Below are 12,092 nucleotides of genomic sequence, written 5' to 3'. Positions count from 1 at the left end.
AAGATACGGCCGTGCAGACATGCTGACAATGCAATGGATTTAATACCGATATTGCGTGAGGCAATAATGGGCTGGAAGATCGAACCGCCGCGTTGAAGGCGCCCTCGATCAACGAACGGCTCAAGCGTTCCGTTCCGCAGCCCTGCCGCGCGTTTCTGGAAAATATTTTTGCGCGGCTCTTCCCACAACGCGAAAGCTTCCTCTATAATTCGCGCCTTCTGTAGGCTCGTAGCTCAGTTGGTTAGAGCACCACCTTGACATGGTGGGGGTCGTTGGTTCGAATCCAATCGAGCCTACCAACGACATTCCCGAAAAAAAGCACCGCCGCGATCTTCATCGCGGCGGTGCTTTTTTTCGTTGGCACTCGCGCCAGGCACTTACCGTGCACGCGAGATCCAGCGCTCTTTACTCCCAGCAATTCCGGAACGCGACCGCGACGATGACCGGCACGGTGAGCACTAGCGGAATGGCGAAGTACGGGACTTCGAGATGGACGATCCACGTGTAGATCAGCCACGCCACGCCGAGCGCAAGTGTGGCCAGGCCGACGAGCGCCGTGAGCACGTTGAGCATGCGGTGCGAGATCTTGCTGGAGCTTTCCTTGCCCGAGTGAGTTTCCATGGCAGCAGGCGCTTTGAGGCGCGGTAAGAGACGTCTCAATTTTATACCGCTCTGCCCGCTGCCGTATCCGTTGCTGTCCCGGCTTCCTGCTCAGATATGAAAGAGTTGGGCCACGAGCGCCGCGCCGAGAAACGTTCCCGCATTCGCCACGAACGACACCAGCACGATGCGCCAGCCAAGCCTTCTGAACGCCGGAATGTCCTTGGCAATCGACAGGCCCGCGAAGGTCAGCATGGGCGTGGTCACGCCGAGGAAATCGTTCTGCGCGCTGAGCGTCGCGATCTGCGCGCCCCAGGGGCACCACGGCGAGGTCAGGAACATCGCGACGATCGACACCCAGCACACCGCCGGAATCTTGCGGCCCGTGGCCTGCGCGACGGCGTCGCCGACGATCGTCGCCAGCACCATGATCGCCATGCCCGGCAAGGCTTGCAGCGGTGTCGTGCCGTGCGTGATCCAGTCGGCGACCAGCGCCATCGCCGCGGTCACGCCCCACGCAAGCAGCTTGCCGCCGTAACCGAGTTCGGGCGCGGCGGTCTTCACGTCGCCCAGTCGCGGCGCCGCCGTGACGGCCTCGCTCGCGTCGGAGGCCCGGGTCTTGCGACCAATCAGCGGTTCGAGCACGCGGTAGCCAAAAACCGCCATCGGCAGCGAGATGAAGAGCGTGAAATAGGTGCCGATGGTCGTCGTGATCAGATTGCTGGCTGCCGCGAAGGTCAGCACCGACTTGGCCGTTTCCGGGTCCTGTTGCGCGGCGATCGCGCCGGAGGCGGCCGCCATCATGCTGCCCGACCCGACGCCCGATCCCATGGCGAGCGCGAGCGGATGAAAGATATGCAAGCTTGCGACGAAGCCCGCGAAGATCGCGATGAACACCGCGCCGAACACGGTGCCCGTCAGATATTCGGCGAGCACGCCGCGCCCTTCGGCAGAGTCCATGCCGTATTTCTCGCCGATGATCGCCAGACTCGGTTCCCGTCCCACGGAGAATGTCGCGCCGATTGCCTCGCGCTTGATGCCGAGCAGCAGCGCGAGCGGCAGGCCCAGCAGGATCGTGCCGACGAAGTGCCCGAGTTCCTGGAACGCCAGTGCCCAGCCGGCCGCCGCGAGCTTGGGCAACGCACTGCCCACCATGAGACCGAGCTTCGCGACGAACAACAACAGCGCGGGCTGCAGAATCGCTGCCGCGTAGAACTGGCTGCGCACGTCGAGACGCGCCTCGCTGTTCCAGCGTTCGGAGACGAGTCCGAGCGCAGCGCCGAGGAGCAGCGCCCAGATCATCGGCAGCAGGATGACCTTGCCCGGACCGATCTTGAACGTGAACGAACCAATGAACTCGGCGATCAGCAGAATCACTGCCGCATAGAAAAACAGCTTCGCGGTTCTCAGGCCACTGCCTTGTGCGCTTTCCGCGCTCATTGTGCTTTGCATGCGCTTCTCCCGTGTCGTTGATCGTTCATATTGGCCCGTGCCGCTTGCACGGCGTGGGCGGCAAGGTCACAGATAGCCGAAGGTCGTGGCCGGTTCCCTGGCGGTTTCCACCCACACGCTTTTCGTTTGCGTGTATTCGTACAGCGCCTCGACGCCGCTCGACCGGCCATACCCCGAGAGCCCGTACCCGCCGAACGGCGACGCCACGTTGATGGTCTTGTAGCCGTTGACCCAGAAGGTGCCGGCATCGACCTGTCCCGCCACGCGATGCGCGCGCCCCACATCGGTGGTCCACACTGCGCCCGCAAGGCCGAATTCGGTGTCGTTGGCAATGGCAACGGCTTCCTCTTCCGTATCGAACGGAATGGCCGCGACCACGGGTCCGAAGATCTCCATGCGCGCGACTTCCATGTCGTTCGTCACGCCGGCCAGCACCGTCGGCGGAACGAAGTAGCCCGCATCAGAGCGTTCGACCGTGCCCGCCGCGAGCGTCGCGCCCGCGCTGACGCCCTTGCCGATCATCGACATCACGTGCTCGTACTGCTTGAGGTTGTTGATGGGGCCGACTTCGGTGGCGTCGTCGAGCGGCGCGCCGACCTTGATCTTCTTCGCGCCCGCCGCGACCATCGCGACGAACTCGTCATAGACCGAGCGCTGCACCAGCAGCCGCGAGCCCGCCACGCAGCTCTGCCCCGCGCCCGCAAAAATCGCGGCCTGTGCGGTCAGCGCGGCGCGCTTGAGATCGGCGTCCGCGAAAATGATGTTGGCCGATTTGCCGCCCAGCTCCAGCACGCACGGCAGCACTCGCTTCGCCGCGGCTTCCGCGATGCGCGCGCCCGTCGCCGGCGAACCGACGAACACTACCTTCTTCACCACCTTGTGGGCGATCGCCGCCTGCGCCACCGTGTGACCGAGCCCCGCGAGCACGTTGATGAGCCCCTTCGGCGCACCGCCGCGCTCGGCCAGCAGGCCCACCACGAGCGAGGTGAACGGCGTCAGTTCGGAAGGCTTCAGCAGCACCGCATTGCCCATCGAAATGGCGGGCGCAACCTGCCAGCCGCAGGTGAACACCGGCGCATTCCAGGGCGTGATCTGCAGCACCGTGCCGGCCGGCTCGCGACGCGTGTAGTTGAGATGCGAGGTCGGTACCGGGATGACGTCGCCATAGAACTTGTCGGCCCAGCCGCCGTAGTACTCGAACATCTCGGCGACCTTCGCCACTTCGCCGCGGCAATCGCGGATCGGCTTGCCCGAGCCCAGCGATTCGAGCCGCGCGATCGCCTCGGCTTCCTTCCTGACCTCGCGCGCGATCTCGAACATCACCCGGCCGCGCGCGGCGTGCGTGAGCGCCCACCATTGCTTCTGCGCACGCGCGGCGGCCGTGGCGGCCTGTTCGACCACGGCCGCGCCGCCATCGCGATAAGCGAGGCTCGGCTTGCCGGTGGCCGCGTCGTGAAGCTGGATGAGCTCGCCCGCGCCTTCGATCAGTTCGCCGTCCACATAGGAGCCGATGGTCTTCGCATTCGGGAAGAAATGCGCGAAGGCCGCGAGAAGTTGTTCTGCTGCGTTGTGTTCCATGTCCGTCAAGTCCCCTTACTTCGATTCGATGAACTGCACGATGCGGTTGAAATCCTCGGCGTCGCCAATGCTCGCCTCGCTGGCCGCCCACAGCCGCCCTGCTTCCTTCGCGATGGGCGCGTCCTCACGAACGTTGTCGAGCAGCTCCAGGGCGAGACGCATGTCCTTGCGCATGAGCTTCATCGTGAAGCCGGAATCGAACTTGTCGTTGAAGATCCAGGTGGGATAGTTGGTGAGCGTCGCGCTGTTGCGTCCCGAGCCGCCGTTGAGCGCCTCCACGAGTTTCTCCGGATCGACGCCCGCGCCCTTTGCCGCACGCACGGCTTCGCTGGCGGCGAGCAGATGCACGCCCGTCAGCATGTTGTTGATGATCTTGGTCACGTGTCCCGCGCCCACCGGGCCGACATGCACGCGCTTCGCGCTGATGACGGCGAGGATCGGCTCGACGGCCGCGACGTCCGCGTCCGAGCCGCCGAGCACCATGGTCATCGTTGCGGTCGCGGCGCCTTTCGGGCCGCCGCTGACGGGCGCATCGACGAAACCGATCCGGCATTCCGCGAGCGCCGCCGCCACCTTGCGGGTGCTGTCGGGATCGGCGGTGGTCGTATCCACTACGATCAGGCCGCCCTTGCCGCCCGACGCCACGCCGCCCTTCCCGAGCACGACCTCCTCGACGACCGCGGAGGTCGGCAGCGAGAGAATCAGCACGTCGGCCTCACCCGCGATGGCCGCGATCGAGTCGCGCGCCTCCACGCCATCTTCGGCGAGTGCCGCGGCCACGCCGGGCGCCGCATCGAAACCGAGCACGCGATACCCGCCGCGCGCCGCCGAGCGCGCCATGCCGCGCCCCATGTTGCCGAGTCCGATCACACCTACCGTCTTCATCCGCGAAATCCCCTTCCGATGCGCGGCGCCTGGCGAGGCAGCCCTCTGCCCGCCGCTCCGTGCGTTGTGCGTGGATGCCATGATCCGCCCGGCAAGCCGTATAACCAATCAGCGCCAATATTGGATGTGTTCTAATTTTTAGAACGGCACGTGTCGCGCAATCACGCTGAAGCCCTGGATGCCATGACCGACAATCTCACCGACAGCCGCATCGTCTATTTCTTCGAGTCAGTCCGCTGCGGCACGGTCCGCGCGGCCGCCGACTATCTCAACGTGGCGCCATCGGCAGTGAGTCGCCAGATCGGCCTGCTGGAAAAGGAGCTGGACGCCGCGCTGGTCGAACGCCATGCACGCGGCGTGAAGCCGACCGAGGCCGGCCAGTGCGTGATCGAATATTTCCGGGAACAACTCGCGCACCGCGACGACCTGCTCTCGCGGCTGCAGGAATTGCGCGGGCTACGCACGGGGCATGTGAACATCGTGCTCGGCGAGGGCTTCGTCTCGGACCTGCTGTCAGGGCCGATGCCGCGCTTTTGCAAGCAGCATCCCGGCATCAACGTGAATCTCGATCTCGGCGGCACCAATGACGTGATCCGCAAGATCTCCGAGGACGAGGGCGAGATCGGGCTCGTCTACAATCCGCCGCAGGAACCGAAGCTGGTGTCGCGCGCGATCAAGCGCCAGCCGATGATGGCGATCGTCGGCGCCCGTTTTCCACGGCGCGATCGCAAGTCGCTGAGCGTGCAGGAGCTCGCGCAATTTCCGCTGGCCGTCACGCATGCGTCCTACGGCACGCGGCAGATGCTGCAGGCCATCGAATATGCGGAGAAGCTTCGGCTCGATCCAGTGGTGACGACGAACTCCATTGCCATTCTCAAGCAGTTCGTGAAGTCGGGACTGGGCATTACCGTGTTGCCCGCCTTTGCCGTGACGAGCGAGATGGAAGCGGGCGAACTGTTCGCCATCGACATTCCTCACCCCATTCTCGCCGATGCCGAAGCGCATCTCGTCACGCGTACCGGCAGAAGGCTTTCAGTGGCGTCCAACAAGATGCTGCAACTCATGACCGCCCATATGCGCGCGTTTCGCTAAGCTTGCACGCTTTAATTCAGGGAGAACTTCGCATGATCGACGATACCGACAAGCGCCATTTGCTTCGCTGCATCGACCTCGCGCAGGAAGCGCTCGATGCCGGCGACGAACCGTTCGGCTCGATGCTCGTGGCAGCCGATAGCCGCGTGCTGTTCGAGGACCGCAATCGTGTGAGCGGCGGCGATCACACGCGTCATCCCGAGTTCGCCATTGCCCGCTGGGCTGCGGAGAACCTGCCGGAAGCGCAGCGACGCGGCGCGGTGGTGTACACGTCCGGCGAACATTGCCCGATGTGTTCGGCGGCGCACGCGTGGGTCGGGCTGGGGCGCATCGTCTATGCGGCGTCGGCGGCGCAGTTCACGCGCTGGCGCGCGGAACTCGGTGCGACGCCCGGCCGCGTGCGTCCCCTGGCGATCCAGGATGTGATCGATGACATCGCCGTCGATGGTCCCGTCGAAGCCTTCGCCGAGCGTGTGAAGGCATTGCACGTGGCGAGCTATCGGAGAAGCACGGGTCAGCAGTAGATCGCCATCGGGATGCCGGATGCATCCGTGTCAGGTGGTTCGGGCAAGCACAGCGCCTGTCCCGCCGCGATACGGCGCGCGCTCCACAAGACCGCGAAGGCGTCGAGCACGTCGTCCCGCGATGCCTGCGCGGGACGCCTCGCGGCCAGCGCGGCATCGACGGCGCTGCCGAAGCATTCGACCAGCAAGGCATGACGCTGCGCGAATCCCGCCGCGTGCGCCTTGCTTTCGCGCAAGCCGTGCTCGGGGCCGCCATGCTGCATCGACAGGTGCATGAAGCTCAACTCGGGGTGAACTTCAAAGAGGCGCGAGCGCGCGGCGGCATGGCGATGCAGGAGCGCATCGACTTCACTGATCTTCTTGCCGATATGAAAGGCCTGAATGGAAATGCGCTTGCCGCATTCGGCGAGGTTGATCGCGCAGGCATCTTCGTAAGTACACGCTGCTAGCGCCGCGCGCGTCGGCGGTGCAAATACCGAGCTTGCACGCGGACGTCCGAGCAGGCGGCGCGCATGTCGGTCGCAGGCGCGCACGCCGTCGGCCGACAGACCGACCGGAATATCCATGGCGACGATTGCATGCTCGCGTTCCCAGTCGATAAGAAGGTCGAGGCGATCGATCACATGGGTCGAGATGTCGCCGGTGCCCGCGTGCTGCCGGACGACGAACCATCCCGCCTTGCAACCGTCGATGCCAAAGAGATCGAGTTTCATGCCGTGATCGTAGCAAGCGCGGATCTTCATGCGCATGTGTGCGGCTCAGCGCGGACGCCCCGGATGCCGCTTGCTATACACACAGGCAAGACGAAACGAACAGGAGAGGCGTCATGTCCGCTCAGCCCGGCCGAGCAGCAAGCAATGAAATCGACCCGGTCCGCAAGCAATTCCGCCAGGCCATGGCGCATCTCGGCGCGGCCGTGAACGTCATCACGACAGCAGGCGCACATGGACGCTGCGGCATCACGGCCAGCGCGGTGTGTTCGGTCACCGATGCCCCGCCCACGCTGCTGGTCTGCATCAACCGGTCGAGTTCGATGCACGCGGCCTTTGCGGGAAACCGGCACGTGTGCGTGAATGTATTGCCCGGTCACTTCGAGGAAATGGCCCGGCACTTTGCCGGCCTCACAAGACTTACGATGGAAGAGCGCTTCTCGCTGCCGGTATGGGATGAAGGCGCGCACGGTGTCCCCGTATTGCGCGATGCGCTTGCGAGCCTGCAAGGCACGATCGTGGAAGCCAAGGAAGTGGGCTCCCATTCGGTGATGTTCGTCGAAACGACGGCGATACGCGCGCGTGGCGACGGCGATAGCCTGATTTATTTCGACCGCAATTTCCATCGCGTGCCACGCGGATGCTCTGCACTTTGATTCATTGGCCGCGCTGTGCCTTGCCTTGCCAATTAAATGATTACCGTATTTGCTTTGCGTTCTTCCCGTAGTCTGCTTCCTCAGGTGTTAAACACCGTAACGATGCGTAATGAATTGTGAGGTATTCGGGATGCTCCGGATGTAGCGTAGCGGCACAGGCGGGGCGTGGCTCGCGAATAGTCGTGCAAGCGTAATCGGGTCTGGATTGTTTCTGAATTCCGCAAAGAGAAACAAAGCGCGGTCTGTCCGGTCAGCCATGGCAAGATCTTGGCAACACGGCGCCGGCACCTGGCTTCGATAACTTTCGAGGCGTCAGTCCCGCATGCGGTAAGCCTGATCTGCCAAGCTTTCGTCAAGCACGCGCTTGCTCGTTGAAAGCCGGCGACTCGCGCCTTGTCGCTTCTTATCTTTGCTTCATGCACCTTCGACCCCTCCAGGACCGGATAGCCGCGAAGTACGGAATGCAAAAAAAGATGCAGCGAGTTGGCCTGCCAAAAGCTTTAACAAGTCCGCTTCTTATATCTTTAAATGATTCTTTTCATGCGATCGAAGTCTATTGCCTCTAGCGTATGACGCATGCGCATGGCATAGTTCGAAAATACAAATCGATAGAGGAAAGTCCATGCCAACGCTCGAGAACATTCAGGCACGTATCGAGGCACTGCAGGCGAAAGCCGAATCGCTACTTGCCACGCAATCGGAAAGCGCGCTGCAAAAGATTCATGATCTGATGACGCGCCATAATCTGACAATTTCGGACATCGAGAAATTCGCGGGTTCACGCAAGAAGTCAGGACGTGCCGCTTCATCACGCAAAGCCTCTGTCGTGGCTTATCAAGACCCGAAGACGGGTGCCACGTGGAGCGGACGAGGCCGCGCGCCCGCATGGATTGCCAAGGCGCGGGACCGCAGCAAGTTCGCGGTAGCAGGCGCGGCCTCGGGCGCAAGCAAGGGCAAAAAACGCGCGGCCACGAAGACGAAAGGCAAAGCCACTGGCAAGGGACAACCGCGCGGTCCGCAGCCTGCTCTTTACCGTGACCCGCAAAGCGGCGCCACATGGAGCGGTCGCGGCCGTGCACCGGCATGGCTGGCATCCGCTGAAGACCGTACGCCGTTTCTTATCGGCTGACTTTATTCACTGAAGCGGAATTGCAGCGGCATGGTTTGGGAGACGGCCGAGTTCAATCGCAGAGTTCACTCGATTGTTCGGCCGTCTCTTTTTCGAAGTGGCCCGCTTTCAAGCGGCCAGTCGGTACGTGACTGCTTCAACGTTCATTGAACGCGCGGATCGAAATCGAATTCCACCCGTATGCCGCCGGGCTCATGAATCATCATGTGCCGTTTCGGTCCGGTGCCAAGCAGTTCAGGCGGAAACTCCACGATCACTCCCGGCCACGTCGAGACGCGTTCGAGAATCTCGTTGAATGCGGCTTCATTTGCGGCGCGCAAGGCAATATGGTGAAGTCCGACATTCTTGCGGCGATCAAAGGCTGTCGGCGGTTCTTCCTTGGCTTGCCATAACGTCAGCAGCGCACTGCCGTCCGAGACGAATACCGCCGGGTAATCCGGCTTCTCGCCCACGACCTTCCAGCCAAGACATTCAACGAAGAAATCGCGCGTCGCCTCGAGATGGCGCGCGGTCAGTCCGATGTGATCAATCCCGATTGTCAGCGTCAGCGTCATCGCTTCCTCCGGATGATCGGGGCGAGGCCGGCATCCCGCTCATGAGCGCCTTGCCTCAACGCCCCGAATGGACCTGTGAGTCAACCTCAGGCGAGGGTCAATGTGACATCGATGTTATTGCGCGTCGCATTGGAATAAGGGCACACGATATGCGCCTTGTCGATCAACGCCTGAGCGGCGCCGCGATCCATGCCGGGCAGCGAGATCTTCAGCGCTACTTCAATGCCGAAGCCATTCGGAATCTGACCAATGCCGACGTTTCCGTCGACAGCCAGGTCTTTCGGCAAATCAATCTTGTCGCGCGCGGCAACGAACTTCATCGCGCCGATGAAGCATGCGCTGTAGCCGGCGGCGAACAACTGTTCGGGATTGGTGCCGTCACCGCCGCCTCCGCCGAGTTCCTTCGGCGTGGTCAGGCGCAGATCCAGATTGCTGTCAGGGATGTTGGCGCGTCCATCGCGGCCGCCGGTGACATGGGCATGGGCGCGGTATAAGACCTTTTCGATCGACATCATCAGACTCCTGAGTTGGGAAGCGAAGCGAGCCTCGCGCACGCTGCAAACACGCGAGCTTCGTCGAGAGGGATTTCGATGGAACAGGAACGCCGCCGCATCAGGCGGGTTCTGCTATGGAAGGATACGCAAGACGCGCGAAGCTCGCTGGAGCTTCGCGCGGGGAAGGACGGTGCAGAAGAAGAAAAGAACAGTCAGGAATCAGAGCACGACCGGCTCTCGCCCGGGAAACATCGCATCCGCGACGGTCGCCCTCGTTTCCTTGACGACGCTCTCGCACAGCGCCACCACCTGGCTCGAACCGCTCGGCATGAACAGCGAGTGATCCGCGTCGGAGAACACCGCCATGCGCACGGACGGAAAGCGCGACAGGCGCGCGCCGCCCTTGCCGAAGTTCGCGGCGATCAGGTCCATGCCCGCATCGTAGGCGCCGTAGATGAGCACCGTCTTGACGTGCCGGGCATCCAGCGCACGGATCATCGGGCCAGGCTCGGTCGCGAGTTCGGGCGGCGTTTGCGTCAGGCGGTCGAGCCGCAAGACATCGACGACCCGTGAACGTACGCGCGTCATCATGTAGCCCGACACGAAACGCAGTACCCGCTTCAGATCTTTTTCACCGCGCAGGATCGCTTTCCATTTCTGCGGATCGAGCATCGAGAACGCATAGCCTGCCATCGAATTGCGCGTCGACTGGCGCAAGGCATCGGGCGCGATATCGGCGGGCTTCTTGAAGGTCGGCAGATTCACCGTGACCACGCCGGTGATCGAGTCCTCGATCAACGCGGCCTTCAACGCGTGATAGGCGCCCGAGCACACGCCGAACGAGAAGATCGACTTGTATCCCTGGCGCGAAAGCCAGCGGGCGGCCGTGGCGGTGTCGTCGGTGGCGACGGAGTTATAGATCCGGCCAAACGCCGTATCCGATTGCACGATACCGGAGGCCGCCGGACTATCGCCGCGGCCGCGCGCGTCAAAGCGCAACGAGGCTACCCCGCGGCGCGCGAGTTCACGCGCGATGCGTACGGAGAGCCTGCTGTCGCCCACCCGTGAGCTTGCCGATGTGTTGGCGATCAGGAATACCGAGCCGCGCGACAGGCCAGTGCGCGGTTCACACAGCACCCCGAACAGCCCTTCTTCGCCGATGCAAACCGGCCGCTCGATCGCTTCTGACGTTTCAATCGTCAGGTCGGGCCACGCTTCCTGCTGCATCACGGCTTCAGACGCTGTGCCCTGCTCCTGCGCGGCGTCGCGGGTGATCCATTGCACCGCTTCTTCAAAGGCCGCGCGTGGCAACGCATTGAAGGCCGTTTCCTGGATGAAGCCGAGGAGATCTTCGAATGGCGTCACATCGGCTTCAACGCCGCGTTCCGCGAGCGCATCGCGCAACGGATCCTTGCCGCCCGCCCGCACATTCATGATGAGTGCCCGGCGCGCGGGTACGGCAGCAGCACGCTTCACGCTGGCGACGAGATCGATCTGTTCCAGCGAGCGCTTGAATTCGTCGCTATAGATCTGACCCAGCACGTTGAGCGGCTCGGCGGACTGCTGCATCTCGCGCAACGGCGGCGCAAGCTGATCCAGCCAGGTCTTGCGCACGATGTTCAGCTCGCGCATGTAGATGCGCCCGCTCGACACCGGAGCGAGCAACACCAGATCGTCCACCGGCTTGCGCAAGGCGGCCTCGAGCGCAAATGCCGCGCCGACGCGAAAGCCGCACAAGGTCAGGTGCTCGATACCCGTAGTCTCTTTGAACCAGTCGATGGCCGCTTCGACGTCGTCGACGGACGAAGCGAACTGGTCGGGCGCGCCATCGGCGCCTGCCGAGTCACCCGTTCCCCGATAGTCGAAGCGCAGCACCCACAAGCCGCGCGCGGACAAGGCATCGGCAAGGTGCCGCATGCCGCTGTATGTCCATACGTATTCGTGGCCGTATGTATTGCAGAGCAGCACGCCGCGCGTGCCAGTCCCTGCATGCAGCCATCCGAAGCGATTCCCGAATACAACCGGTCTCATTAGATCTTTTCCTCGTCTCTGGTGGCGCGCAATTCGGCCAGGCATGTCTCCCGCCGGCAAGTCTCGCCTTGACATGTCAGGCCGTCAACGTCCCTGCGCACACAACCGTGGAGGTGTTTGTGCGCAATCGACGTTCCCGGATGCGAAGTTGGCCCGCTGCATGTCGAGCCGGATCACGGGCGATCCAGGAGTGCCATCTCATGGATTCCAGCCGGCTTTACTTGTCGCGGGTTCGCGAGGTATTGAGGCGATTATATGAATCGCTCCCGCTATCACGACATTCGGTCCGCAAATTGTGCCCAAAGAAGCTATCAAATGGCGCTTAACGCGGGGGCTTGTGTTTGGCAGCGCTCATTCACGCATGAAGATCAGTAAGCCTTTCGATGC

Annotated in this window: 12 protein-coding genes and 1 tRNA gene; 5 read left to right on the top strand and 8 right to left on the bottom strand. The window is 62.9% G+C overall.

The genetic code is table 11. The features are described 5' to 3' along the window. The first annotated feature begins 222 nt into the window (after window positions 1-222). Window positions 223-299, top strand: a tRNA-Val gene (locus tag QCE62_RS30550). 106 nt (window positions 300-405) lie between these two features. Here the strand turns inward: QCE62_RS30550 and QCE62_RS30545 are convergent. The 4 genes from QCE62_RS30545 to QCE62_RS30530 all read right to left on the bottom strand — a co-directional run bounded on the left by QCE62_RS30545 (window position 406) and on the right by QCE62_RS30530 (window position 4,623). Continuing rightward, a complete protein-coding gene (locus tag QCE62_RS30545) occupies window positions 406-621 on the bottom strand; it encodes a hypothetical protein (protein WP_309926327.1) in 216 nt (71 codons plus the stop codon). Window positions 622-711: 90 nt separating this feature from the next. Beyond that, on the bottom strand, window positions 712-2,052 hold the full coding sequence (locus tag QCE62_RS30540; RefSeq protein ID WP_309926326.1) for a DUF3100 domain-containing protein: 1,341 nt from the start codon (window positions 2,050-2,052) through the stop codon (window positions 712-714). 66 nt (window positions 2,053-2,118) lie between these two features. Further along, window positions 2,119-3,630 carry an aldehyde dehydrogenase family protein gene (locus QCE62_RS30535; RefSeq protein WP_309926324.1) on the bottom strand — a complete coding sequence of 504 codons (1,512 nt, stop codon included), beginning with the start codon at window positions 3,628-3,630 and terminating at the stop codon, window positions 2,119-2,121. 15 nt (window positions 3,631-3,645) lie between these two features. Beyond that, on the bottom strand, window positions 3,646-4,623 hold the full coding sequence (locus QCE62_RS30530; protein WP_309926323.1) for an NAD(P)-dependent oxidoreductase: 978 nt from the start codon (window positions 4,621-4,623) through the stop codon (window positions 3,646-3,648). A gap of 75 nt (window positions 4,624-4,698) precedes the next feature. On the opposite strand from QCE62_RS30530, the gene QCE62_RS30525 reads away from it, so the two are divergent. Both QCE62_RS30525 and QCE62_RS30520 read left to right on the top strand, forming a co-directional pair. Beyond that, window positions 4,699-5,607, top strand: coding sequence for a LysR family transcriptional regulator (locus QCE62_RS30525; protein WP_309926321.1), 909 nt, complete (start codon window positions 4,699-4,701; stop codon window positions 5,605-5,607). Between the two features lie 32 nt (window positions 5,608-5,639). Continuing rightward, on the top strand, window positions 5,640-6,131 hold the full coding sequence (locus tag QCE62_RS30520; protein WP_309926319.1) for a nucleoside deaminase: 492 nt from the start codon (window positions 5,640-5,642) through the stop codon (window positions 6,129-6,131). Here QCE62_RS30520 and QCE62_RS30515 read toward each other — a convergent pair. Continuing rightward, window positions 6,122-6,844 (bottom strand): DUF429 domain-containing protein, encoded by a 723-nt coding sequence (locus QCE62_RS30515; protein WP_309926317.1) that lies wholly within the window; start codon window positions 6,842-6,844, stop codon window positions 6,122-6,124. The two genes, QCE62_RS30520 and QCE62_RS30515, sit on opposite strands and share 10 nt — an antisense overlap. Before the next feature lie 113 nt (window positions 6,845-6,957). Here QCE62_RS30515 and hpaC point away from each other — a divergent pair, with 113 nt between their 5' ends. Continuing rightward, window positions 6,958-7,497 carry a 4-hydroxyphenylacetate 3-monooxygenase, reductase component gene (gene hpaC / locus QCE62_RS30510; protein ID WP_309926316.1) on the top strand — a complete coding sequence of 180 codons (540 nt, stop codon included), beginning with the start codon at window positions 6,958-6,960 and terminating at the stop codon, window positions 7,495-7,497. A 622-nt stretch (window positions 7,498-8,119) separates the two neighbouring features. Continuing rightward, the gene (locus tag QCE62_RS30505) at window positions 8,120-8,626 is read left to right on the top strand and encodes an H-NS family nucleoid-associated regulatory protein (RefSeq protein ID WP_309926315.1); all 507 of its coding nucleotides are present in this window, start codon (window positions 8,120-8,122) and stop codon (window positions 8,624-8,626) included. A gap of 143 nt (window positions 8,627-8,769) precedes the next feature. Here the strand turns inward: QCE62_RS30505 and QCE62_RS30500 are convergent, their stop codons facing one another. The 3 genes from QCE62_RS30500 to QCE62_RS30490 all read right to left on the bottom strand — a co-directional run bounded on the left by QCE62_RS30500 (window position 8,770) and on the right by QCE62_RS30490 (window position 11,750). Beyond that, the gene (locus QCE62_RS30500) at window positions 8,770-9,180 is read right to left on the bottom strand and encodes a VOC family protein (RefSeq protein ID WP_309926313.1); all 411 of its coding nucleotides are present in this window, start codon (window positions 9,178-9,180) and stop codon (window positions 8,770-8,772) included. An 86-nt stretch (window positions 9,181-9,266) separates the two neighbouring features. After that, window positions 9,267-9,692 (bottom strand): organic hydroperoxide resistance protein, encoded by a 426-nt coding sequence (locus QCE62_RS30495; RefSeq protein WP_309927511.1) that lies wholly within the window; start codon window positions 9,690-9,692, stop codon window positions 9,267-9,269. Between the two features lie 201 nt (window positions 9,693-9,893). Then, window positions 9,894-11,750 (bottom strand): alpha/beta fold hydrolase, encoded by a 1,857-nt coding sequence (locus QCE62_RS30490; RefSeq protein ID WP_309926311.1) that lies wholly within the window; start codon window positions 11,748-11,750, stop codon window positions 9,894-9,896. Window positions 11,751-12,092 lie beyond the last annotated feature (342 nt).

The sequence above is a fragment of the Caballeronia sp. LZ033 genome, assembly GCF_031451265.1.
GTDB lineage: Bacteria > Pseudomonadota > Gammaproteobacteria > Burkholderiales > Burkholderiaceae > Caballeronia.
The sequence above is the reverse complement of the archived record's forward strand: the minus strand, read 5'-3'. Positions and strand labels throughout refer to the sequence as shown.

Bases quoted from the DNA above. Each gene is read 5' to 3' on its own strand.
- QCE62_RS30535 (WP_309926324.1), bottom strand. From the start codon at position 3,630: ATGGAACACAACGCAGCAGAACAACTTCTCGCGGCCTTCGCGCATTTC.
- QCE62_RS30500 (WP_309926313.1), bottom strand. From the start codon at position 9,180: ATGACGCTGACGCTGACAATCGGGATTGATCACATCGGACTGACCGCG.
- QCE62_RS30515 (WP_309926317.1), bottom strand. From the start codon at position 6,844: ATGAAACTCGATCTCTTTGGCATCGACGGTTGCAAGGCGGGATGGTTC.
- hpaC (WP_309926316.1), top strand. From the start codon at position 6,958: ATGTCCGCTCAGCCCGGCCGAGCAGCAAGCAATGAAATCGACCCGGTC.
- QCE62_RS30545 (WP_309926327.1), bottom strand. From the start codon at position 621: ATGGAAACTCACTCGGGCAAGGAAAGCTCCAGCAAGATCTCGCACCGC.
- QCE62_RS30525 (WP_309926321.1), top strand. From the start codon at position 4,699: ATGACCGACAATCTCACCGACAGCCGCATCGTCTATTTCTTCGAGTCA.
- QCE62_RS30540 (WP_309926326.1), bottom strand. From the start codon at position 2,052: ATGCAAAGCACAATGAGCGCGGAAAGCGCACAAGGCAGTGGCCTGAGA.
- QCE62_RS30490 (WP_309926311.1), bottom strand. From the start codon at position 11,750: ATGCCTGGCCGAATTGCGCGCCACCAGAGACGAGGAAAAGATCTAATG.
- QCE62_RS30505 (WP_309926315.1), top strand. From the start codon at position 8,120: ATGCCAACGCTCGAGAACATTCAGGCACGTATCGAGGCACTGCAGGCG.
- QCE62_RS30520 (WP_309926319.1), top strand. From the start codon at position 5,640: ATGATCGACGATACCGACAAGCGCCATTTGCTTCGCTGCATCGACCTC.
- QCE62_RS30495 (WP_309927511.1), bottom strand. From the start codon at position 9,692: ATGTCGATCGAAAAGGTCTTATACCGCGCCCATGCCCATGTCACCGGC.